The sequence below is a fragment of the Erwinia rhapontici genome (assembly GCF_020683125.1).
Classification (GTDB): Bacteria; Pseudomonadota; Gammaproteobacteria; order Enterobacterales; family Enterobacteriaceae; genus Erwinia; species Erwinia rhapontici.
The window spans coordinates 3,259,793-3,284,801 of the sequence record NZ_CP085627.1 but is presented as its reverse complement, the minus strand read 5'-3'; the positions used below and the strand labels follow the sequence as shown (position 1 = coordinate 3,284,801).

Annotated in this window: 15 protein-coding genes; 8 read left to right on the top strand and 7 right to left on the bottom strand. The window is 55.4% G+C overall.

The genetic code is table 11. The annotated features are described in order from the left end of the window. Positions 1-2 precede the first annotated feature (2 nt). The 3 genes from mdtC to LJN55_RS15300 are packed head-to-tail and all read right to left on the bottom strand — an operon-like array spanning position 3 to position 7,437. A complete protein-coding gene (gene mdtC / locus LJN55_RS15310) occupies positions 3-3,077 on the bottom strand; it encodes a multidrug efflux RND transporter permease subunit MdtC (protein WP_133841514.1) in 3,075 nt (1,024 codons plus the stop codon). Then, positions 3,074-6,190 (bottom strand): MdtB/MuxB family multidrug efflux RND transporter permease subunit, encoded by a 3,117-nt coding sequence (locus LJN55_RS15305; RefSeq protein WP_133841515.1) that lies wholly within the window; start codon positions 6,188-6,190, stop codon positions 3,074-3,076. Before LJN55_RS15305 ends, mdtC begins: the two co-directional genes overlap by 4 nt. After that, complete coding sequence (locus tag LJN55_RS15300; protein ID WP_133841516.1) at positions 6,190-7,437, bottom strand: MdtA/MuxA family multidrug efflux RND transporter periplasmic adaptor subunit; 1,248 nt, start codon at positions 7,435-7,437, stop codon at positions 6,190-6,192. The genes LJN55_RS15305 and LJN55_RS15300 overlap by 1 nt, the downstream gene beginning before the upstream one ends. A gap of 255 nt (positions 7,438-7,692) precedes the next feature. Here LJN55_RS15300 and LJN55_RS15295 point away from each other — a divergent pair, with 255 nt between their 5' ends. Next, positions 7,693-8,655: an aldo/keto reductase gene (locus tag LJN55_RS15295; protein ID WP_227536404.1), complete on the top strand. Its 963-nt coding sequence runs from the start codon at positions 7,693-7,695 to the stop codon at positions 8,653-8,655. 89 nt (positions 8,656-8,744) lie between these two features. Here LJN55_RS15295 and yegD read toward each other — a convergent pair whose 3' ends face one another. Beyond that, positions 8,745-10,097: a molecular chaperone gene (gene yegD / locus LJN55_RS15290; protein ID WP_133841517.1), complete on the bottom strand. Its 1,353-nt coding sequence runs from the start codon at positions 10,095-10,097 to the stop codon at positions 8,745-8,747. Between the two features lie 188 nt (positions 10,098-10,285). Between yegD and LJN55_RS15285 the strand changes: the two genes are divergently transcribed. Beyond that, complete coding sequence (locus tag LJN55_RS15285; RefSeq protein ID WP_227534794.1) at positions 10,286-11,701, top strand: hypothetical protein; 1,416 nt, start codon at positions 10,286-10,288, stop codon at positions 11,699-11,701. Positions 11,702-11,723: 22 nt separating this feature from the next. On the opposite strand, the gene LJN55_RS15280 is transcribed toward LJN55_RS15285, so the two are convergent. Then, the gene (locus LJN55_RS15280; RefSeq protein WP_159336328.1) at positions 11,724-15,062 is read right to left on the bottom strand and encodes a diguanylate cyclase; all 3,339 of its coding nucleotides are present in this window, start codon (positions 15,060-15,062) and stop codon (positions 11,724-11,726) included. Positions 15,063-15,222: 160 nt separating this feature from the next. After that, positions 15,223-15,852, bottom strand: a complete 630-nt coding sequence (locus tag LJN55_RS15275) for a phosphatase PAP2 family protein (protein ID WP_227534793.1) — start codon at positions 15,850-15,852, stop codon at positions 15,223-15,225. A gap of 272 nt (positions 15,853-16,124) precedes the next feature. Here LJN55_RS15275 and udk point away from each other — a divergent pair, with 272 nt between their 5' ends. The 3 genes from udk to asmA all read left to right on the top strand — a co-directional run bounded on the left by udk (position 16,125) and on the right by asmA (position 19,450). Further along, a complete protein-coding gene (gene udk / locus LJN55_RS15270) occupies positions 16,125-16,766 on the top strand; it encodes a uridine kinase (protein WP_133841520.1) in 642 nt (213 codons plus the stop codon). Between the two features lie 24 nt (positions 16,767-16,790). Next, entirely contained in the window at positions 16,791-17,372 is a 582-nt protein-coding gene (dcd, locus tag LJN55_RS15265) for a dCTP deaminase (protein WP_133841521.1), read from the top strand. A gap of 230 nt (positions 17,373-17,602) precedes the next feature. Next, positions 17,603-19,450: an outer membrane assembly protein AsmA gene (asmA, locus tag LJN55_RS15260; RefSeq protein ID WP_227534792.1), complete on the top strand. Its 1,848-nt coding sequence runs from the start codon at positions 17,603-17,605 to the stop codon at positions 19,448-19,450. A 48-nt stretch (positions 19,451-19,498) separates the two neighbouring features. Here the strand turns inward: asmA and LJN55_RS15255 are convergent, their stop codons facing one another. Further along, complete coding sequence (locus LJN55_RS15255) at positions 19,499-21,064, bottom strand: TerC family protein (protein WP_227534791.1); 1,566 nt, start codon at positions 21,062-21,064, stop codon at positions 19,499-19,501. A gap of 812 nt (positions 21,065-21,876) precedes the next feature. Here LJN55_RS15255 and wbaP point away from each other — a divergent pair. The 3 genes from wbaP to LJN55_RS15240 all read left to right on the top strand — a co-directional run bounded on the left by wbaP (position 21,877) and on the right by LJN55_RS15240 (position 25,009). Then, positions 21,877-23,310 (top strand): undecaprenyl-phosphate galactose phosphotransferase WbaP, encoded by a 1,434-nt coding sequence (gene wbaP, locus LJN55_RS15250; protein ID WP_133841524.1) that lies wholly within the window; start codon positions 21,877-21,879, stop codon positions 23,308-23,310. A gap of 115 nt (positions 23,311-23,425) precedes the next feature. Beyond that, positions 23,426-24,559, top strand: coding sequence for a polysaccharide export protein (locus LJN55_RS15245; protein ID WP_133841525.1), 1,134 nt, complete (start codon positions 23,426-23,428; stop codon positions 24,557-24,559). Positions 24,560-24,574: 15 nt separating this feature from the next. Next, entirely contained in the window at positions 24,575-25,009 is a 435-nt protein-coding gene (locus tag LJN55_RS15240) for an arsenate reductase/protein-tyrosine-phosphatase family protein (RefSeq protein ID WP_133841526.1), read from the top strand.

The following is a 25,009-nucleotide window of genomic DNA, read 5'->3' as shown; positions in this document are numbered from 1 at the left end:
CATCAGCTTTCCCCGGTGACGGCATCAAAGCGCGGTTTACGCCGCAGTTTGTCCATATACAGATAGACCACCGGCGTTGTGTACAACGTCAGTAGCTGGCTCATCACCAGCCCGCCGACGATGGTGATCCCCAGCGGCTGGCGCAGTTCGGCACCGTCACCGCTGGTCAGCACCAGCGGCAGCGCACCAAACAGCGCGGCCAGGGTGGTCATCATAATCGGGCGGAAGCGCAGCAGGCTGGCCTGGAATATTGCGTCACGCGCCGTCATTCCGCCGTTGCGCTGGGCGTCCAGCGCGAAGTCGACCATCATAATGGCGTTTTTCTTCACGATGCCGATCAGCAACAGGATGCCGATCAGCGCGATCAGGCTGAACGGAGCACTAAACAGCTCCAGTGCCAGCAGGGCGCCGACCCCCGCGGATGGCAGAGTGGAGAGGATAGTCAGGGGATGAACGTAGCTCTCATACAGGATCCCCAGCACGATATACACGGTGGCAATCGCCGCCACAATCAGCCACAGCTGGCTGCTTTGGGTTTGCTCAAACACCGCCGCCGTGCCGGAAAAACTGCCGCGCACGCTGGATGGCACGCCCAGCGAGGTGACGCTGCGGTCAATGGCCTCTGAGGCCTGCGACAGCGATACTCCTTCGGGCAGGTTAAACGAGACAGTGGAGGCGGCAGACAATCCCTGATGATTCACCGACAGCGGTGAGTTCGCCGGCTGCCATTTTGCAAACCAGGAGAGCGGGATGGATTTCCCCTCGCTGTTAATCACATACATCTGGTTAAGGGCGCTGATATCCTGGGTGTAGCGCGGATCGACCTCCATCACCACTTTGTACTGATTCAGCGGTTGATAAATGGTGGAGATCTGCCGCTGACCAAAGGCGTTATTGAGCAGGTTATTGACATCGGCGACATCAATGCCGAGCCGGGCCATGCTGGCGCGATCGTAAGTCAGTGCCATCTCAGCGCCTTTGTCTTCCTGATCGGAGTTCACATCGGCCAGCTCGGGCAGGGCAGCAAAGGCGCGGCGGATTTTAGGCTCCCACTCACGTAAATCATCCAGGCTGTCTGAGAGCAGCGTGTACTGATATCCGGCGTTGGACTCGCGCCCGCCGACGCGAATATCCTGCACCGCCATCAGAAACAGGTTGGCGCCCGGTTCTTTTGCCAGCTTGCCGCGCAGTCGGGCGATCACCTGTTGGGCGTTTTCGCTGCGCTCACTGAGCGGCTTTAGTGAGATAAACATCGAGCCGCTATTGGTGCGAGAACCTCCGGTAAAGCCCACCACACTTTCGACGGCCGGATCGGCGTGGACGATACGCATAAAGTCTTCCAGCTTGCCGCGCATCGACTGGAACGAGATGCTCTGGTCGGCCTGAATAAAGCCCATCAGCCGCCCGGTGTCCTGCTCCGGCATAAAGGTTTTCGGGATGGAAACGTACAGATAGAGGGTCAGCCCGATGGTGGCGAGAAACACCAGCAGCGTCCAGCGCGCATGGTCCATCACCCGGTGCAGGGTGCGGCCATAGCCCTGTTGTACCGCCAGCAGCACGCGGCCAAAACCGCGAATGCGCGGCTGCTCATGTTGGGGTTTATTACGCAGCAGCCACGCACACATCATCGGCGTCAGGGTAATGGATATCACCAGCGAGATGGCGATGGCCACCGAGAGTGTGACGGCAAACTCTCTGAAAAAGCGACCAATAATGCCGCCGAGCATCAGCAGCGGAATAAACACCGCCACCAGCGAGATACTCATCGACACCACGGTGAATCCGACCTCGCGTACCCCCTGCAATGATGCCTGCAGCGGCTTCATGCCAGCCTCAACATGGCGTGAGATATTCTCCAGCACCACAATGGCATCGTCGACGACAAAACCGGTCGCCACCGTCAGCGCCATTAGCGACAGGTTGTTCAGACTGAAGCCACAGAGATACATCGCGGCAAAGGTGCCGATCAGCGACACCGGTACGGCCACTGCCGGGATCAGCGTGGCGCGGCCGGAGCGCAGGAAGGCAAACACCACCAGGATCACCAGGCCGACAGAGATCGCCAGCGACTGTTCCACCTCGTGCAGTGAAGCACGAATGGTCGGAGAACGGTCCTGCGCCACTTCCAGCTGAATCGAGGCGGGAATAATCTGGCTCAGCTCAGGGATTTTTCCCCGGATCCGATCGACGGTATCAATGATATTGGCTTCCGGCGCTTTACGGATTAGCACCAGGATCGCCGGGCGGGCGTTTGACATCCCGGCGTTGCGCACATCCTCGACCGAGTCAGTCACCGTGGCAACGTCCTGCAAACGTACCGCCGCCCCATTGTTGTAATGCACCACTAACGGCTGGTATTCGGCGGCGGTTTGCAATTCATCGTTGGTTTTCAGCCACCAGCGTTGGTGATGATCTTCAACGGCACCCTGAGGTTTACGCACGTTGGCGCTGGCAATGGCCGTGCGTACCGCGTCGAGCGACACGCCCTGATGGAACAGAGCTTGTGGATTGAGTGCAACACGCACCGCAGGCAGTGAACTGCCGCCGATGGTGACATCTCCCACCCCGTCGATTTGCGACAGCTTCTGCGCCAGCTGTGTCGAGGCGTAGTCATACAACTGACCCGGAGACCAACTGTCTGAGGTGAGCGTCATGATCATAATCGGCGCGTCAGACGGGTTCGCTTTGCGGTAGGTCGGTCGGCTGGGCATCCCGGTCGGCAGCAGGCTCTGCGCGGCGTTGATTGCCCCCTGTACATCGCGCGCCGCGCCGTTGATATCGCGTTCGAAATCAAATACCAGGATAATCCGCGTGCTGCCAAGCGAACTGGTGGAGGTCATTTCAGTGATGCCGGCCACACGGCCCAGCGCGCGTTCCAGCGGCGTGGCAACGGAGGACGCCATGGTTTCCGGCGAGGCGCCAGGCAGCGATGCGCTGACCATGATCACCGGGAAATCCACCTGTGGCAGCGGGGAGACCGGTAGCAGACGGAAACCGAGGATCCCGGCCAGCAGGATCGCCACGGTCAGCAGGCTGGTGGCGATCGGACGATGAATAAACAGGGCGAAAAATTTCACTCTGCCTCCCGGCGTGCCAGGCGGCGGGTCGCGCGCGACAGACGATCAAACAGCAGGTAGATCACCGGCGTGGTAAACAGCGTCAGTACCTGGCTGACAATCAGTCCACCCACCATCGCGGTTCCCAACGGACGACGCAGTTCCGCACCGACACCAGTACTCAGCATCAGCGGCAGCGCACCAAACAGGGCGGCCAGGGTGGTCATCAGGATCGGACGGAAACGCAGCAGACAGGCCTGGTAGATGGCCTCATACGGCGTCATACCCTGTTCACGTTCTGCCGCCAGTGCGAAATCGATCATCATGATGGCGTTCTTCTTGACGATGCCAATCAGCAAAATAATGCCAATGATGGCAATCACATCCAGCTCGCTACCGCTCAGCAACAGTGCCAGCAGCGCACCGACTCCTGCCGTTGGCAGTGTGGAAAGAATGGTTACCGGGTGGATCAGGCTCTCATACAGCACGCCAAGCACGATATACATTGCGACAACCGCCGCCACAATCAGCCATACGGTACTGGAGAGCGCGGCCTGGAAGGCGAGGGTGCTGCCCTGGAACTGCGTCATGATTTCTGACGGCATCGAGAGATCTTTTTCCGCCTGGGTAATGGCATTCACCGCCTGCTCCAGCGAATAGCCATCGCTGACGTTAAACGAGAAGGTGGTGGACGGGAACTGGTCGAGGTGATTGATGCTCAACGCACCATGACGCTGCTCTACGCTGGCAATCGCGCTGAGTGGCACGCTGCCGCCATCGGTACTGTTCAGGCGAATGGATTGCAGCGCTGCCAGGCCTGGCGTGGCCGCCGTGTCATGCTCCAGCACCACGCGGTACTGATTAGCCTGGGTATAAATGGTCGATATCAGTCGCTGACCAAAGGCGTTATACAGCGCGTTATCCACATCGGCCAGGGAGATCCCCAGGCGACTGGCGCTGTCACGGTCAACGCGGATATACGCTTCCAGCCCCTGGTCCTGCCAGTCACTGCTCACCTCTTTGAGTTCAGGCAGTGTGGCCAGCCTGGCCTGTAACTTCGGTACCCAAAGGCTCAGTGAGTCCAGCGATCCGGCCTGCAGGGTAAACTGATACTGCGTGCGGCTGGCCTGGGTATCAATGGTCAGGTCTTGCACCGGTTGCAGCCAGAGGTTAATGCCAGGGATTTTCGCGATCTGCTGTTGCAGACGGGCCATCACCACCGGGATACGATCGTCACGTTCATCCAGCGGTTTCAGGTTGATTTGCAACCTGCCGCTGTTGAGTGCGGCGTTGGTGCCGTCCACCCCCACGAAGGACGTCAGGCTTTGTACCGCCGGGTCCTTCATGATCACCGAAGCCACTTCCTGCTGGCGCTGCGCCATATTGCTGTAGGAGACCGACTGCGGAGCCTGAAGGGTTCCCTGAATAATGCCGTTATCCTGCAGCGGGAAGAAGCCTTTGGGGATCACCATCCACAGCAGCACGGTCAGCGCCATGGTGCCGAAGGCGACACCGAGTGTCAGCCACTGATGTTTCAGTACCTTCTGCAACAGGCGGCCATAGCGGGCAATAATCCGTTCGAACAGGGCTTCACTGGCACGCGAAAAACGGTTCTGTTTGCGCAAAGACTCAACGCTTAACATGCGTGCGCACATCATCGGCGTCAGCGTGAGCGACACAATGGCCGAGATGAGGATCGCTACCGCCAGGGTAATGGCAAATTCGCGGAACAGGCGGCCAACGATATCCCCCATAAACAGCAGCGGGATCAGCACCGCAATCAGCGAGAAGGTCAGGGAAATAATGGTAAAGCCAATTTCACCTGCCCCTTTCAGCGCAGCCGTCAGCGGTTTTTCGCCTTTCTCGATATAGCGTGAAATGTTTTCGATCACCACGATGGCATCATCGACCACGAAGCCGGTGGCGATCGTCAGCGCCATCAGCGTCAGGTTGTTGACCGAAAAACCGAAGAAATACATCACCGCAAAGGTGCCCACCAGAGAGAGTGGCACCGCCACGGCGGGAATAATGGTCGCCGCGACGTTGCGCAGGAACAGATAAATAATCATCACCACCAGCGCCAGAGCCAGCAGCAGTTCAAACTGCACGTCGTGGACCGAGGCACGGATATTGGTGGTTCGGTCGGTCAGCAGCTTCACGTCTACGGACTTGGGCAGTGAGGCGGTGAGGGCGGGCAGCATTTGACGAATATTGTCGGCGGTGGCGATGATATTGGCCCCCGGCTGACGCTGGATATTCAGCACAATGGCGGGCTGGCGGTTAGCCCATGCCCCGAGCCAGCTATTTTCGGCCCCTTGCTCTACGGTAGCCACATCCCCGAGCCGCACCGGCGCCCCGTTCTGGAAACTGACAATCAGCTGGCGATAGCCTTCAGCCGTTTTGATCTGGTCGTTGGCCGAGAGCGTAATCGAGCGTTCCGGGCCATCCAGGCTGCCTTTCGCTGAGTTGACATTGGCATTGCTGATGGCGGTACGCACCGTCTCACTGGTGATATTCATCGCCGCCAGCGCCTGAGCGTTCAGTTTCACTCGTACAGCCGGACGCTGACCGCCGGCGATCGTCACCAGCCCCACACCGGAAACCTGCGATATCTTCTGTGCCACACGGGTTTCCACCATGTCGGCAACCTGGGTCATTGGCAGGCTGGTGGTGGTGACGGCAAGGGTCATGATCGGAGGATCGGCCGGATTGACCTTGCTGTAAACCGGCGGGTTAGGCAGGTCGGAGGGCAGCAGGTTGGTGGCGGCGTTGACCGCGGCCTGCACTTCCTGCTCGGCCACATCCAGCGGTAGCGTCAGTTGGAACTGAAGGGTAACAACCGAAGCCCCGCCGGAACTTTGTGACGCCATCTGTTTCAGACCGGACATCTGGCCAAACTGGCGTTCCAGCGGTGCGGTAATGGCTGAGGTCACCACGTCCGGGCTGGCACCGGGATACAGCGTGACCACCTGAATTGTCGGATAGTCGACCTCTGGCAGCGCCGAAACCGGCAGGGCGCGATAGCCGATAATCCCCGCCAGCAAAATAGCGATCATCAGCAGCGTGGTGGCGACCGGGCGCAGAATAAACTGGCGGGATGGACCACCGCCTGGCGTTGGGGGCATAACCTGCATCAGTCGCTGGCTCCCTTCGCCGGTTGGGCGGTTTTACCGGATGTCAGCGGTGTGGCCTGCGGGGCGACCACTTCCACCGTTGCCCCGTCTGTCAGACGATCGATACCGTCTGTCACCACTTTTTCACCGGCTTCCAGCCCGGCCTTGATCACCACTTTTTCGCTGTCCTGGAATTCAATGGTGACGATTTTCTTACTCACTTTGTTGTCGCTGTTGACCACCCAGACAAAGCTGCCCTCATTACCCATTTGCAATGCGGCTGCCGGGATGACAATCGCATCCTGCAAGGTGCTGACCTTCAGACGGGCGTTAACAAACTGATTGGGGAACAGGCGGTCGTCCTGATTCTCGAAACGCGCTTTCAGCTTGACGGTGCCGGTAGTGGTATCGATCTGGTTATCCAGGCTCAGCAACGCCCCGGTGGTCAGCAGCGTTTTATTGCTGCGATCCCAGGCTTCTACCGGCACTGCACCCTGTTTTTGCGCACTGAGGATGGCGGAAATATCATTTTCCGGCAGGCTGAAAATCAGGTCGATGGGATGCGTTTGCGTGATCACCACAATGCCAGTGGTGTCGCCACTGCTGACATAGTTACCAATATCGACCTGCTTCAGGCCCACGCGTCCGTCGATCGGTGACGTCACGCGGCTGTAGGTGAGGTTGAGCCGGGCGCTGGCCACGCTGCCTTCATCGGCTTTGATGGTGCCCTGGGTTTCACTGACCAGCGAACGCTGGGTATCCAGCTCCTGCTGTGAGACCAGGCTGGTTTTCGCCAGCTTTTCATAGCGTGCCAGGTCGCGCTTTGCATTGGCCAGCGTGGCGTTGCTTTTTGCCAGCTGCCCTTCGGCCTGGATCAGCGCCACCTGATAGGGACGCGGGTCGATCTCCGCCAGCAGTTGCCCGGCTTTCACTTCCTGGCCTTCGTTAAAATGGAGGGCGATAAGGTCGCCGTCGACGCGGCTGCGCAGCGTAACGGTGTTTGCCGCCGTTACGGTCCCCAGCCCGGTAAGGTATTGAGGCACGCTCTGACGTATGGCGTCGGCGGCCTGCACCGGGGCCATCGCCGCACCCATTGCACCCCCGTTCCGCCCACCGCCGCGATGACCTTTGCCACGGGATTGCTCTGCGCCTTCGGCAGGCTGTGCCTGGGAAGCGCTACTGTGGCTGTACCACCAATAGCCGCCGCCTGCGATCAGCGCAACAGCGATAACCAGGGGGATGACAGGGAAACGACGCGGTGTTTTCATGTTTTTTGCTCTCAGTAAATCTGGTGAATACCCAGGCGGGACAAAAAGGTGCCCCGAATCTTAAAAGAATAGCGAACTTCAACCGCTGAAAAATGAAGGAATTAAGAATAACGGGTTAGCGATACGCTGTCGCGTGAGCATGAAATGATTTTAATCACTTCTCGCAAATTCATTACCATTATTGAACCAAGCGTGCTCCAGGTTCTTTGTTAGACTTAGGGACTGCTTTATTGACATCCAATCAGGAGAATCATGATGAGTACTTTAGAACATCGCCAGCTGGGCCGTTCCGGCATTCAGGTTCCGGTGCTGACGTTTGGCGGCAATGTGTTTGGCTGGACCATTGACGAAAAGACCTCGTTTTCTCTGCTCGACGCACTGGTGGAGAAAGGGCTGTATTTTATTGATACCGCTGATGTGTATTCTCGCTGGGCACCGGGTAACAAAGGTGGCGAATCGGAAGTCATTATCGGTAACTGGCTGAAAAAAAGCGGTAAGCGCGATAAGGTCGTGCTGGCGACCAAAGTGGGGATGGAGCTGGGTGACGGGAAAACCGGCCTGGCACCGAACTATATTCGTCAGGCGGTAGACGCCTCGCTGGCGCGTCTGCAAACGGATTATATCGACCTGTATCAGGCGCATCGCGACGATGCGGATACGCCATTGCAGGAGACGCTGGCGACATTTGACGCGTTGATTAAAGAAGGTAAGGTCCGTGCCATCGGTGCCTCTAATTATTCTGATGACCGCCTGAACGAGGCGCTGAAAATCAGTGCTGAAAATGGGCTGGCGCGTTATGAAACCCTGCAACCCGAGTACAACCTCTACGATCGTCAGGGTTATGAGAGCGGTCTTGAGCCGGTCGCCAAAGAGCACGGTCTGGGGGTGATTAACTACTATTCTCTGGCCAGCGGCTTCCTCAGCGGTAAATACCGCAGTAAAGCGGATGCCGCCAAAAGCGCGCGCGGTCAGGGTGTGGTCGAGAAGTATCTGAACGATCGAGGTCTGAAGATTGTGGATGCGCTGGTGCAGGTGGCAGAAGCACACCATGCTTCGCCTGCGCAGGTTGCGCTGGCGTGGCAGATTGCCCGTCCGTCGATCACCGCGCCGATTGTTAGCGCCACCTCACTGGCACAGGTTGATGAGCTGGCGAAAGCGGCGGTATTGAGGCTGAAGGACGACGATCTGCGTCTGCTGTCGGAAGTGAGTAGTTATTAATTATTGCCAACGGTGAACACGGGTCGGGCATGCCCGACCCCTACAGCACGACCGCGTAGGGGCGAGGCATGCCTCGCCCGGTTGCTTCGTTACCGGAACATCACCTGCGCCCAGCGCGCCAGGCCCGCCGTTACGGAACCGAAGTCATCTCCGCTTGCCAGCGGAATATCCGGTAATTGCTGTTGCAGTGCCGCACGCAGTACTGGCGAGCGGGCGCTGCCACCCGTCAGATAAATCACGTCAGGACGTGTGCCACTGGTGTTCAGCGCCAGCGTCACCTGCTCCTGGATACGTTCCAGCGGCTGACTGATCGCCGCCTGAAGGCCCGCCACACTGATTTCGGTTTCCAGCCCATTATCAATAAAGTGCATGGCCGTCATCACCTCATCACGATCTGACAGCGCAATTTTGCTCTCTTCCGCTGCCCGCACCAGACGATAGCTCAGACGCTGTTGCCACACTTTCAGCAGGCGCTGCACTTTTTCTGGTTCGGCCGCGTCACGGATCAGATCCTGCAACTGCTTACGCGATGCTGTGGCATAGAAGTCGCTCTGTGCCGGAACGTCGTTGATGGCAACGGCATTCCACCACGGCAGGGCCGGAAGTCCGGTACCTTTCACGGTTTCGCCACCCAGACCGAGCAGTGGCATCAGTTCTTTAAAGGCCAGCATGATATCCAGATCGTTCCCGCCGACGCGGCAGCCACTGTGGCCCAGCAGGCTGTCGCCACGATCGGCTTTATCGTGCCACTGCGGCCCCATCAGCAGCATAGAGCAGTCGGTGGTTCCCCCGCCGATATCCACGACCAGCACACGCGTTTCTTTTGTCAGCGTGGCTTCAAAGTCCAGACCCGCGGCGACTGGTTCAAACTGGAAGATCACATCCTGGAAGCCGGCACGGCTGGCCGCGCGCGCCAGGATGCCTTCAGCCTGTTGGTTGGCCTCATCGCCGCCCAGTCCCTGGAAGTTAACCGGACGGCCAATCACCGCCTGGGTGACGCTGTCATTCAGGGTGCTTTCTGCTGTTTGACGGATATGCAGCATGGTGGCGCACACCAGGTCTTCAAAGAAGGCGACCTGCTGCGGCTTTAGCCCACTGGCACCGAGGAAAGATTTGGGTGATTTCACAAACCACACGTCTTCCGGGTCATCCATATACTGTGCCAGCGAGGCAAGGCCGAATTTGACGCTGGCAGGCAGAACCTCAATATCTTCTTCGCGGTTAAAAGCCAGCGCGCGACGTAACAGCGCCTGGTTTTCTGCCTGCGGGGTCGGTACCTGGTGATGACGGAACAGCCATTCGCTGACCGCATCACGGGTTGGCGCACACAGCATTGAGGGTAAATAAGGCGAGCTCTGCTCTAACGGCAGCAGCTTAGGTGCGCCGTTTTCCATGATGGCAATAGAGCAGTTTGCCGTACCGTAGTCGAAACCGATAAACATCGTTTCCTCCGCTGAGTGTGAAAAAAGGGGGCGACTTTAGCTTGAGAGCGTTGGCGGTGCAAGCGACAAGATGAGGCCGCACGCGGGGACTCGAATTATTTTGGGTATATTTGCCTGCTTTGTATAGAATCACGCCCTTCACATGGAATCACCGCCTTGCCGTTTGGCCGGGGGGCAGGGAGAAATAAATGGACTGGTCTGTACTGATATTATTACTGGCATTGATGCTTGCACCACTGATGCTTGCCGTTACGGCCATCTTTACCGTGGTGTTATCACAGCGAGCCCGGTCACGATGGGTATTACTGGGCGCGTTGTTGCCTCAATCCCTGATGATTGCCTTGATGCTCTGGCCGGGTGGCCTGAAAGTGGTGGAGTTCTCCAGCGAAATTCTCATGTGGCTGGTCACGCTGATAACCTGGCTGACGCTATTTCTGGCACGCTGGCAGCGCCGGGGCACACCGCCCATCCCTGCGCTGGTGACCAGCTGGCTGCTGTTTATTGTCCTGGCTGCCGCCTTCTATTTTAATCCCTCCAATCAAAGCACGATGGCATGGAAACGCCACGAACAGCAGATGCAGCATAATTTGGTACTTCTGGAGCAGGGGGCTCGTTCGCAGCTGGACAGGCTTTCTGATGAGAGTGCGCGCGAGCTGTTCTATCGGGCGGCGGCAAAAGAGTACCCTGAACAGACGCTGCGCTATTTTATCCGTCGTGGCCTCTCGCCGCTGGATAAAGGTGAAAATGGCTATAGCGCGTTAAGCAATGCGATTGAAAGCCATAATACGGTGGCGCTGAAGCTGTTCCTGTCGGTGCTCACCCCGGCGCAGATTCAGTCATTATCCTTCGATTACGACCCGCTGCGCGATCTGCGCCAGGACCCGCCAGCGGGTGAGGCAGAACAGCAGCAGTTTTATGACAGCATGGCGCTGTTACTGGCGGCACGCCCGGACTGGATTCACCCGCGTGACAAGCGCGCCGCCTCTTACCTGACCCGTGCGATTTTTAACGGCAACGGTCAGAGCGCAAATTTCTTACTGAAGTATCTGCCCGCGCCGGAAGGGCTCTGGCGGCTGGCACTGCTGGCGCTCAATGAGGACACGCAAACGCTGATGGCCGCACTGCGTGAGCAGCCGACACAGCTGGAACAAACATTGTCTGATGGGGAAGGGCGTCACCTGAACCTGATGGCGTGGATGATCAAATATGCCCCGCCAGCCACCCGCACCGCGCTGCTGAACAGCAAATTAATCGTCTGGGATCATTACCAGGAACCCTCTCCCCGTGACGGGAAGGGCGCAATGACCAATACGTTGATTGATGAATCCCGTGGCAACTGGCGTTTCCGTGAAGAGTCACCCAGCGTGTTACAGCAGGTGCTGGCCAGTGCGATCGCCCAGGGGGTGACCTTATCGCCTCAACAGATGCTGGCGGTTTTTCGTTATGAAGATGGGCCCGAGACGCTGGCCGTTATGCGCAAGGCAGGATTGCCCTGTGGCCCGTTGATGTCGGCCAGCGCAGAGCTGTTAACTGATTCGGTGCAGGACAGCCTGGTCCGGCGCTGGGTCAGTGAGTCCTGCCTGCGTCAGCCCGGCGGTCAATAACACCTGTATTGCGGTGAGGGGGTTATTTTATCGCGAAGTAGCTGTTGAGCAGCAGTGTCGACAGCGGCTGGCGTGGCGCAATCACCTCACCCCAGACGACATCAATCCCAATGTTCGACAGCGTATTCAGTGCCACCGGCAGTTCTACTGGCCCGGCGAGGGTGCTGATCCCCAGACGCTGGGCGTGGCCGTGAATGATCGACACCATCATTTCGTCCATCAGGTTGCAGTGAACGTTGGCGACCAGCTCACTGGCGAGGATCAGATAGTCGATCTCCTCGGCCGGTAGCTGGTTAAACGCATCAAGATTACGGCCAAAATTGCGCAGTACAATACGGCTTCCCGTGGCGCGCAGACGGGCAATATTCTGGTGCAGTACGACATCATGCTGGCTCAGTACATCGGCGTTGATCGCGAACCAGATAAGGTTGGCCGGAACGTCGTAGCGTGCAAACTGTGCGAGTGTCTCGTTGATAAAGTGCGGATCACGTAAACCAAAACCTGAAACCGGTAGCGCCAGCGTTAACCCTTTGCTCAGCGCACCCTGCGCATAATGCTGGAAAAACTCTCTAATCAGTTTACGGTCAAGGGCCACAAACAGATCACCATCCTGTAACCCGGCGCGGAAGCTGGCCTCATCAATCTCTTGTCCCTCCGGTGTAAACAATTGCATCTCCGCCAGATAGAAGCTGGTGGCATGAATTTTCCCAGGCGGTGCGGCGGCCCAGACGTGCAGCCGCATCGGCTGCTGAGCGATGATTTGTTCGTTTTCAATGCGACTCATTACGGGTTTCAGGCGCTTCAGCAGGTGGCTTTCATACACGGAAAGCTGGCCGCGTCCGTTATTTTTGGCGTGATAGCAGGCGAGATCGGCCTGTGCCATCAGTTCACTGGCGCTGGCATTCTCCGGGCTGATAAGCGTCAGACCTGCGCTGGCACCAACATGATGCAAACGGCCCTCCCACAGGAAACCATAATCGTTCACGGCGTGAACAATACGGTCGATTACCTCACTGGCCTGTTCCAGTGAGCAATCTGGCAATAATGCACCGAATTCGTCACCCCCCAGGCGGGCCAGGAAATCGCTAGCGCGCAGATGCTGCTGCATCACGCCAGAGACTTCACGTAACAATGCGTCACCCGCTGCATGGCCCGCGGTATCGTTGACCGCTTTAAAACGGTCGAGGTCAATAAAGACCAGCACATGTTGCTGCTGTTCTGTGCAAGAGAGGATAAGACGTTTTAACTGATGTTCGAAACTGACGCGATTGGGAAGGCGGGTCAGCATATCGTGAGAGGCGCTGTAGCTCAGACGCTTAAGCATCGCACGTGATTCGCTGACGTCCTGAATGACCATCACGCTACCGATATTTTCTCCGGTCAGCGTTTTCAGTGGCGACAGACTGTAATGTATGGCGAACTGTTCGCCGGAACGGTTATGCAGCACCAGTTCGGCATCAAGATCGCCCGGTATTTTTTGCTGGGGTAAGTCGCACAGCAGCAGATTTTCACGCTCGGGACCCTGGCTGCCGTGAGTGATATGCAGAATATTGCTGATATGTTGACCCGATGCCTGATGTTGCAGCCAGCCGCTCATTTTTTCCGCCACCGGGTTCATAAAGATAACGCGCATCTCTTCATCGGTGCTGATCACGGCTTCACCGATAGCATCGAGAGTAATATGCATGCGTTCTTTCTCTTCATAGAGCGCATCGGTTAACTGGCGCAGCGGGGTCATATCCTGATTGATGCCCAGCATACGTTCGACGTTGCCTTTTTCATCCAGCACGATACTGCACTGCGCGCGGATATGGCGGATGCCGATGTCGGTCTCAATGCGAAATTCAATATCGACGGGCGTGGCATTCTTAATCGCGTTGTCGAAAGTGGTGATGGCCTCATCGCGGTCGGCAGGGTGCAGGCTGTTTGCCCAGGTCAGATAGGTCGCCTGCGCATGGGTGGGGAGTTGGTATATCTGGAACATGCGCTTATCCCAGTTCATGGTTCCGCTTTGCAGGTCCCACTCCCACACGCCGATACCGCCAGCTTCATTCGCCAGGGTGATGCGTTCCATCAACTGCTGATTGACCTTCGCGGTTTTCTTCAACTCGGTAATATCTTCAATTTGCGCAATAAAGTAGAGCGGCTGCTGCTCATTATCACGAACCAGCGAGACGGCCAGCAGTGCCCAAAGGGTTTGCCCGTTCTTACTGAAATAGCGCTTCTCCATGCTGTAACTTTGAATATCACCTGCCAACAGGGTATGTAACTGAACCAGGTCTGCATCAAGATCGTCAGGATGCGTCAACTGCTGGAAGGTCATCGCATAGAGTTCCTCGGGCGTATACCCCAGCAGTTGGCACAGGGCTTTATTGGCCTGCATCCACTGACCACGGGTAGAGACCAGTGCCATACCGATAGCTGAATATTCCATCGCGTGACGGAAACGGGTCTCGCTCTCAGAAATATGTTTGCGCTCCTCGCGAAACGAATGCATCACCAGCGTCATCATATGGCTGGGGATCAGCGCCAGCAGAAAAGGCACCCATGGCATGGAGGAGAGCAGCTGTGCACTGGTGTTGTCCGTTGGGATGAGGTGAAGCGCCAGCATCAGCGACATCATGGAAATGGTCGCGAGATAGATAACAAAGGCTTCAAAGCGGGGCAGTCGCACCGCACTGTAGAACAGGATCACAATCACAAAAGTGAACGGCCAGGGGGCATAGCGCAGCGTTACCCAGCACAGGAACAATGTGATGACCAGAGTCAGCAGCGTTTCGAACAAGACATTCTGGCGTAAGTGACGGCGAACATAATCAGGCTGCCACAGCAGACAAACCGGCCCCAGAGCCAGCATGCCGATCACCTCGGAAATCGTCCACGTGGTAAAAAAACGAAATGAGGCATGGCCGTTGATATCCAGTATCCAGGTGGCTAACAACCCGCCTGCCAGTGGCGTAAATATGCCGATGGAAACGACCATCTTGCACCAGCTGTACAGGGAGTTGAGCGGCGCACGTCGGTCAAGCAGCTGGCGAAGCAGTATTCCCCCCATCAATGCCTGTAGCAGGTTAACCAGGGGGAATTTTAGATTGGAGAACGACAGACCCAGCACCGTGGCATTAGCGCAGGTGACCCCCAACACGCAACCGAACAGAAGCACAGGCAGATCGCGCGAAGGATTGCGGAAAACCACCATGGTCATCAGGGCGGTGGAAAACCACAGCGGGGAAATTTGCCCGCTGACTTTAATCAGCTCAAGGCAGAAAAAGGTGACGACAAAACTCAATAATCCCAATAGCAGCCCGTTGACCCAACGTGGGCGGGAGAGGGCTATTCGTTGTAACGTTTCTGTCGTCATTACATATCCAGCGCAGCGCCGATATAGGCGTAATCTCAATAACTAATGCCATGCTAGCATAAGGAATAGACGATGCAGCGGCAAATGCACAATCAAAAGATCGTCTTATTCGGACGATTGAAAGGGGGGCAATATCGCGTCAGGGGGAGGTTTTGCGCCATTACTGGCGCAATTTGAGCAACTCTTCACGGGTCCAGGCATGGTCGATACCGGCGATCTGTACGGACAGGCGTTGCAGGAACTGCTGGGTGGTGGCGATGCGGCCATGCCCAATCAGCAGCAGCGGCACCAGAAGGGCAATGCTCAGTTGCCACAGGGAAAATCCGCGCGGGCGGGTGTGACGCTGGCCGATCAGGAATGCGCTGCTCAGTGTAAAGCCGAGGATTAATCCACAGACCACTTCACTGACGGAGTGATAATGTAGTACCAGGCGTGAGATGCCGACCATCAGCGGGATCAGATAGCCGATAGCGATGGCTGAAATACGCCAGATTGCCGGCAGACGCGCACTCAACAGCCAGAGCATCACCGGCCAGAGGGTGGCAGACATCGCGCTGTGGCCGCTGAAGCCGGTGAAATTGAAACGTGCGCTGCCAATACCAAACCCCAGGAAGGCGATTTTTGACAGGCTGACCACCGCGCCTGCGGTGCAGAAGGCCAGCAGCCAGTACCAGGCCGTGCGTTTATTGTCACTTTTCCGGTGGAGTAATAACGCCATAATGGCAGCGGTGGGGATCAGCAACATGCTGTCGCCAAAATAGGTCAAAATATGGACGATATGCCAGGACACACGGTTTCCTTTTTACTGTTTTTCTGTCCATCAGTTTAACGATGAAACTGATTGTCGCCTAACGGGAAAGTCTGAAAAAGTTGCAGGCGCTTTTTACTGGCATCAACAGGGGTAACTCCCTATAATTGCGCCCGCTATGCCCTTCATTTTTCAAGCCGCAGGCGTTTTTATTGGCGTTTTTTGTCTGCGCTAACATCAGACCCTAAGAGGGGGCTCGAAATCTGCCGGGTTATGCTTACCCTTATATTGTCTCAGAACCAGGTCTTTAATATATGACTGACAAGTCGCATCAGTGCGTCATCGTAGGTATCGCAGGCGCTTCAGCCTCGGGAAAAAGTCTTATTGCCAGTACGTTGTATCGTGAAGTACGCGATCGCGTGGGCGATGAAAATATTGGTGTCATCCCCGAGGATGCCTACTACAAAGACCAGAGCCACCTCACTATGGAGGAGCGGGTCAAGACGAACTACGACCACCCCAGCGCTATGGACCACAATCTGCTGCTACAACATCTGCAGATGCTGAAAGCCGGGCAGGCGATTGAGCTCCCCGTCTACAGTTATGTGGAACATACTCGCACCCAGCAAACCATCTGCCTTAAGCCGAAGAAAGTGATCATCCTTGAAGGGATTTTGCTGCTGACGGATGCGCGACTGCGTCAGGAGATGAACTTCTCTATCTTCGTTGATACCCCGCTGGACATCTGTTTGATGCGTCGTATGAAACGTGATGTGAACGAGCGCGGGCGCTCAATGGACTCGGTGATGGCACAGTATCAGAAGACGGTGCGCCCGATGTTCCTGCAATTTATCGAACCTTCAAAACAATACGCTGACATTATTGTGCCGCGTGGCGGCAAAAACCGTATTGCCATTGATATCCTGAAAGCGAAAATTAATCAGTTCTTCGAGTAATCGAAGCGTCTGTTGGAGTGCACCATGAGATTATGTGACCGCGATATAGAAGCCTGGCTTGATAATGGCAAACTGGGCATTGATCCCCGCCCGCCGGTTGAACGTATCAATGGTGCCACCGTTGATGTCCGCCTGGGCAATCAGTTCCGCACTTTTCGCGGTCATACTGCTCCTTTTATTGATTTAAGTGGACCGAAAGACGAAGTCAGCGCGGCGCTGGAACGCGTGATGAGCGATGAAATTGTGCTGCCGGAAGGCGATGCCTTCTATCTGCACCCTGGTGAACTGGCGCTGGCGGTGACGCTGGAGTCGGTGACCATCCCCGACGATCTGGTGGGCTGGCTGGACGGTCGCTCTTCACTGGCGCGTCTTGGGCTGATGGTTCACGTGACCGCTCATCGTATTGACCCGGGCTGGCAGGGCCGGATTGTGCTGGAGTTCTATAATTCAGGTAAACTGCCATTAGCGCTGCGCCCTGGCATGCTGATTGGCGCACTGAGCTTTGAGCCGCTGTCGGGGCCGGCAGCGCGTCCTTATAACAGCCGCCAGGATGCCAAGTACAAAGGGCAGCAGGGGGCGGATGCCAGCCGCATCGATAAAGACTGATTACCCGGCATCATTCAAGCTGAGCTTACACTATCAGTCAGTGACTGGGATGAGGGACGGCAGCCAACACCGCTGTGAGCGGAAAGAAGAGTGATGAAACCCTTTAGATTTCAGCTTGCAGCAAGGCGGCAACTGAGCGAATCCCCAGGAGCTTACATCAGTCAGTGACTGGGGTGAGGGAAGGCAGCCAACACCGCTGTGAGCGGAAAGATGAAGGGTTAAGGAGAGGCATGAAAAGATTTATAACGACCCTCGCCATTCTACTGGTGGTGATGGTGGCGGGTATGACCGCGCTGGTCGTGCTGGTTAATCCTAATGATTTTCGCGCCTATATGATTCGCCAGGTGGAGCAGCGTAATGGCTACCAGCTGGCGCTCAATGGCGATTTGCGCTGGCATGTCTGGCCGCAGCTCAGCATCCTTTCCGGGCCGGTGACCCTGACCGCGCCGGGTGCCGCACAGCCCGTTGTCAGTGCGCAAAATATGCGGCTTGACGTCGATCTGTTGCCGCTACTTTCCCATCAGCTTTCCGTCAAGCAGGTCATGCTGAAAGGTGCCGTTGTGCGCCTGACGCAGGACAGCGAAAGCCAGCGTCCTGCCGATGCACCGATCGGCCCCGTCGATAAAGGGACCACCACCTCTGTCAGCGACGTAACGCATGGCTGGAAGTTCGATATTTCCCATCTGCGCATTGCTGACAGCCTGCTGGTTTGGCAGCAAGCTAATGGTGAACAACTGAACGTGCGTGATTTTAATCTGGCGCTGGATCAGACGCAGCCTCGCCGTGCGCACATCACGCTGAGCAGCCGGATAAACCGTGACCAGCGCGAGTTGCAGGTGAGCATGGACAGCGATCTGGATATTACCGATTATCCACGACACATCGGCGCGGTCATCAATCAGTTCGATTACCAACTCAAAGGGGCTAATCTTCCTCAGGACGGCGTGAAAGGCAGCGCCCGGATGAAAGCCCAATGGACGTCACCAACCCGTCAGTTCAGTCTTGAAGATATCAGCCTCAGTGCCAATGACAGTCAGCTCACTGGCAAGGTGTCAGGTTCCCTGGGGACGCGCCCCCAGGTGGTTGCCAGTCTGCACGCGGCCAGTCTCGATCTGGATGCCTTACTGGGCCTGAACCCCGTTTCTGCGGGGGGCGCCTCTGGGGCTGAACAGCGTACCGGCCCTGCACCGGTGATTGCTGCGTTACCAGAGTATGATAATGCCGATTCCCCTCTCAATGCGATGGACGGTCAGCTCTCCCTGGTGGCCGACAAACTCAACTGGCGCGGGCTGCAGATGAACAATGTGCAGTTGGACGCCGCCAGTGAAGGGGGGTTACTGACGGTGAACACCTTCAGGGGCCAGGCCGCTGAAGGCAGTTTCTCTCTGCCAGGTACGATTGATGTGCGTAGCGCACAGACCAAAGTGGCACTCCAGCCAGACCTGAAGCATTTTGCACTGACGCCGTTGTTGAAAGGGTTTGAATTGCCAAACAACGTCAGTGGTGCACTTTCGCTCAAAGGGGACTTTCACGGTGAGGGGCTGACTGTCGACGCTGTTAAGCGACAGTGGCAGGGCAGTGCGGACCTGAGTATTCGGGACGCGCAGTTTGCCGGTCTTAACTTCCAGCAATTGATCCAGCGAGCGGTGGAGAATAACAGCACCAAAGTACGCGGCCAGAATGAGGAGAACCAACCCAACCTGCAACAAATCCAGGGGCGGCTGGCACTCAATAATGGCGTGTTTAATTTTGGTCGCCTGGATGCCCGTTCCGATCAGTTGAACTATACCGGCGCAGGCATGATTGATGTGGTGAAAAGAACGCTGGATATTCGCTTTGGCGTGACGGTGACCCAAGGCTGGAGCGGTGACAGTACGCTGGTACAGCGTCTGCAACAAACGCCAGTGCCATTACACATCTATGGTCCGTGGTCGGCGATTAACTACAACCTGAGAGTGGATCAGGTGCTGCGTGACGAGTTGCGTGACGAAGCCCGTCAGCGTCTGCAGCAGTGGATTGAACGTAACCCGGATAGCAACAACAAAGACAATATGAATAAGTTGCTGAAAGGTCTGTGATGTTGTCGGGGGCGATGGGAACAGGGTCGCCCCCGACATTCGCTGACATTACACGGTGTCATTCTGCGGGATAATTTGCACCTTTTGTACCCGATGGCTGTCAACCTGTAACGTCCGGAACAGGTAATCCCCCACCTGAACCTCTTCCCCTTCCTGCGGTATGCGCTGCAAATGCTCCATCAGTAATCCTGCCAGCGTGAGGTATTCGCGCTTCTCATCCAGTACCAGCGGCAGATGCATGGCCAGATCGTCGAGTGGCATATGGCCATTTGCCGTCCAGCTGCCGTCGGCATTCTGTTGAATATCGTAGCGTGGATCGATCTTCTCCCCTTCATTAGGCAGGTTGCCGGCGATGGTTTCCATCACATCACTCAGCGTCACAATGCCTTCAACCGATCCAAACTCGTCGACGACAAACGCAAAATGGGTACGGGCGGTACGGAATTGTTCTAGCGCGGGCAGCAGGGCAAGTTGCTCAGGGAAAACCAATGGCTGGCGGATTAGCGCGCGCAGATCAATGTCATTGCCATGCAGGGCCTGCTTCAACAGATCAATAACGTGTACCACACCGAGCGGTTCATCGCTGTTTTCGGTAATGATCAGTCGTGTGTGCTGATTATTGTCCAGCAGCGCCATGATTTTTTCCGGCGACTCGGCCAGGTCAATATGCTCAATATTATGACGTGAGGTCATGATGCTGCGAACGCTGCGCTGGCCCATGGCCAGCACGCGAGCAATCATCATGCGCTCCTGCTTGTTGAAGATGGCTTTGCGCCCGGCATTATCGGCAATCAGTGATGAGGTTTCCGCATCCAGTTCAGCCTGCTCGTGGTGGCCGCGCAGTAGTCTCAGTACCGCTTCTGCGGTGCGTTTACGCAGCGGCGATTTTGCAGAGAGGAAACGACGGCGATTAAACTGCGCCAGCTGGTTCAGGGCTTCAATAATCACTGAGAAACCGATGGCAGCGTACAGGTACCCTTTAGGAATATGGTAGCCAAAACCATCGGCTATCAGGCTGAAGCCGATCATCAGCAGGAAGCTGAGGCAGAGAATGATAATGGTCGGGTGGCTATTAACGAAACGGGTCAAAGGTTTACTGGCCAGCAGCATCAGGAAGATGGCAATAATCACCGCTGCCATCATCACGGCGAGGTGGTCAACCATACCGACAGCGGTGATCACCGAATCCAGCGAGAACACCGCATCCAGCACCACAATCTGAGCCACCACAGGCCAAAAGCGTGCGCCCTGTTTTTGCGGGCCTTCTTCCCCATCCTTACCTTCCAGCCGCTCGTTCAACTCCATCGTGGCTTTAAATAGCAGGAATACGCCGCCGACCAGCATGATCAGATCGCGTGCACTAAAACCGTGACCGTTGACGCTAAACAGGGCATCGGTCAGTGATGAAAGCCAGGAGATAGAGGCCAGCAGGCCAAGGCGCATCAGCAGAGCCAGCATCAGGCCGGTGACGCGCGCACGGTCGCGCAGTGCGGGGGGAAGCTTTTCAGCCAGGATGGCTATAAACACCAGGTTATCAATACCCAGGACCAGTTCCAGCAGGACTAGCGTGACCAGGCCGGCCCAGATTGACGGGTCGGCGATCCATTCGAACATTGTTTTCACCTGAACAGCATATGAGATCATCAATGATGAGTCGGAATCGCCACCATTTCAACCTGTAATCCGGGCGTATTGTCTTTAGGACTTCAGGAAGGGAGGATAATCCGCCTTATCGGCGGATTAATAACCATCGGTTACCGAAATTCTTAAACTGTTTCTTTTCAGGATTAATCGTATAGGGCCAGATTGATTAAAGAGTAATACTTATAACCTGAATACACGGAAGTAGGATTATTCTTAGTTTTCGACAGGGAATTAATCTTAATTTTACTGTGAGAGGAGTAGGGCAATGAGTGGTACTGACGCAGCAGCAACGTAGTCTTATTCCTAAAAGAAGGTACGGGCGAGGGGAGCCTCTTGTAAACAGGCCAGTTATAACTAGTATAGCAACGTGTTACTGAATGTCTGCGTGGATGTTGTATTTAGCGCAGTACTGACGGATTAAATGTTGATTTATGTGAATGATGACGCATTTCTGTCGATAAAAACGCTAAAGCCTGACGCTGAAAATGGCAGGTGAACAACATGAAATGGCAACATTACAGCGCATTGGCAGCTACAAGCCAGGGGCGGTAGCGTGTCCTGACGAGTCTTGAGACTGTTCAGGAAGCGCCGCGGAACAGTAAACGTTCATGTTGATTTTCTTGCCAAAATCTCTAGCCGCTATGCCAGCTACGATGACCTTTTTGTCAGACTCCCTAAATAAGTTTCCTGTGTAATAACTGATGTGTTGATTAAATACTCATCTCACCAGGTCAGAGACCAATAAAACACAGGCTTCCTAAGATAAAAATTACGAGTTAACTATGCGCGATATTGAATTTACCTTTAAAGGGTTGTTAATAAAACTGTCATTGGCTCTCTCAGATCTCATCTGTTTTAATGCGGCACTGGCTGTGGCCATTCTGCTCATTAATAGTTTTCCAGGTGATATTCTGTCGGATATACCTGCCATCGATTTCAAATTGACTATTGTTACACATATTCTCCTTTCTGTTGTTTGTGTGGGATGGTTCTGGGTGAGATTACGCCATTACACTTACCGCAAACCCTTCTGGTTTGAGTTAAAAGAAGTCTTCAGAACCGTCTTAGTATTTTCGATTATTGCACTTTCAATCAGCGCATTATCTAAATGGGAATTGTCCCGTTGGATTTGGGTATTAACCTGGTTGCTGGCGATGGTGATGATCCCGGTGGGACGTGCCGTTGTGAAACGCGTGCTTAATCGAAACAATCTGTGGAAAAAGCAGTCGATTATTTTAGGCAGTGGTAAAAATGCCGAAGAAGCGTATCAGGCGCTGCAAAGCGAAGAAGTGATGGGCTTTGATGTGGTGGCTTTCTTTGATGTCGATGGCAGCCAGCCCGCTCATGAACTCTTCGGTATCCCGGTTGTGAAAGACGAGCAGACGCTGTGGGCAATGGTGAACAGCGAAACGCAGTTTATCGTGGCAGTGGAATATGAGCAGAGCCAGTCACGCGATCTGTGGCTGAAGAATCTGGCCAAACATAACTGCCGTTCAGTATCCGTCATCCCTTCACTGCGTGGTGTGCCACTTTATGGCACAGATATGGCATACATCTTTAGCCATGAAGTGATGATTCTGCGCGTGAACAACAATCTCGCCAAGCGCACCTCGCGCTTCCTGAAACGCACCTTCGATATCGTTGGCGCGCTGGGGATTATCACTATGCTGTTGCCTGCATTAGCGGCGCTGATATTTATGGTTTCCCGCGACGGTGGTGCCCCTATTTATGGTCATGAACGCGTTGGCTTCAAAGGCCGCAAATTTAAATGTCTGAAGTTCCGCTCCATGGTGGTGAATTCGAAAGAGGTGCTCGAAGAGGTGCTGCGCACTGACCCGGCAGCGCGTGAAGAGTGGGATAAAGACTTTAAGCTGAAAAATGACCCGCGCATTACCCGCGTTGGACATTTTATCCGTAAAACCAGCCTTGATGAATTACCGCAGTTATGGAATGTCGTGCGCGGTGAAATGAGTCTGGTGGGGCCACGTCCGGTGATTGAAGCCGAACTGGAACGCTATGCGGGTGATGTGGATTACTACTATATGGCTAAACCAGGCATGACCGGATTGTGGCAGGTGAGCGGACGTAATGATGTTGATTACGAAACGCGCGTCTACTTCGACTCCTGGTACGTGAAAAACTGGTCACTGTGGAACGATATCGCCATCTTGTTCAAAACCGTCGGTGTGGTTCTGAAACGGGATGGGGCTTATTAAAACAAAGCAGGGGGCCTTACAAATAAGTACCTGATTTGCAGTATTAGCAACTTTTAGACGCTACACAGCGGCGGTCTCGCCATTCACATTCAAATTACTGATAGCGATAAACCAGATGATTAAAATCAAAACTAAATTGATACCCCTGCTGGTCTCAGCAGCGTTCCTTTCCGGCTGTACCATCGAGCCGGGCAGCCACCTTTCCACCACGGGTAAAGATGTTGTCAAGCAACAGGACAGTGATTTTGACATCGACAAATACGTTAATGTCTTCCCGCTGACGCCGGGCCTGGTTGAACGCATGCGACCAAAACCGGTTGTGGCACAGGCGAATGAAGCGCTGCAGCGCGAGTTGCAGGCTTATGAGTATCGTATCGGGGTCGGTGATGTTCTGACGGTGACCGTCTGGGATCACCCGGAACTGACAACCCCATCTGGTCAGTATCGTAGCGCCAGCGACACCGGTAACTGGGTCCATTCCGATGGCACGATCTTCTATCCGTATATCGGAAAAGTGCGTGTAGCGGGTCGCACGGTGCAGGAAATCCGTGATGAGATCGCTCGCCGCCTGTCCCAGTACATTGAAAGCCCGCAGGTCGATGTCAGCATTGCCTCATTTAAATCACAGAAAACCTATGTGACCGGTGAAGTGACGACGTCTGGCCAGCAGCCGATCACCAACGTGCCGTTGACCATTCTTGATGCCGTCAACGCCGCGGGCGGGTTAACCGCCAACGCCGACTGGCGAAACGTAGTGCTGACGCACAACGGCCGCGAGCAGCCTATTTCATTACAGGCGCTGATGAAGAACGGTGACCTGTCGCAAAACCATTTGTTGTACCCTGGCGACATTCTTTATGTGCCGCGTAATGACGACCTCAAAGTGTTCGTTATGGGTGAAGTGAAACAGCAGGCCACACTGAAAATGGACCGCAGCGGCATGACGCTGTCGGAAGCGCTGGGTAATGCTCAGGGCATGGATCAGGCCGCTGCTGATGCAACGGGTGTCTTCGTGATTCGTCCAACTAAAGGACCTAACCGCAGCAAAATCGCCAACATCTATCAGCTCAATACTAAAGATGCCGCCGCGATGGTAATGGGTACCGAGTTCCAATTAGAACCTTATGACATCGTTTATGTCACTTCTACGCCGCTCACCCGTTGGAACCGCGTGATTTCACAGCTCGTTCCGACCATCAGCGGTGTTTACGATGCGACACGTACCGTGCAGACGCTTCATAACTGGTAACCGCCGGGAAACATTATGATTAATTCAATCTTAGTTGTTTGTATCGGAAATATCTGCCGTTCCCCCACCGGGGAACGACTGCTGAAATCCGCACTACCTGAGAAGAATATCGCATCCGCGGGATTGGGGGCCATGGTCGGCCACGCTGCTGACGACACTGCCAGCAGCGTGGCCGGTGAAAATGGTGTGTCACTGCAAGGGCATGTGGCACAGCAACTCACGTCGGGCATGTGCCGGGATTACGATTTGATCCTGGTGATGGAAAAAAAACATGTCGACCAGGTCTGCCGCATCAACCCTTCCGTACGTGGCAAAACCATGCTGTTTGGACACTGGATCAATCAGCAGGAAATCGCCGACCCGTATAAGAAAAGCCGCGATGCCTTTGAGGCCGTGTACGGAATCCTTGAAAACGCTGCCCAGAAATGGGTCAACGCATTAAGCCGATAG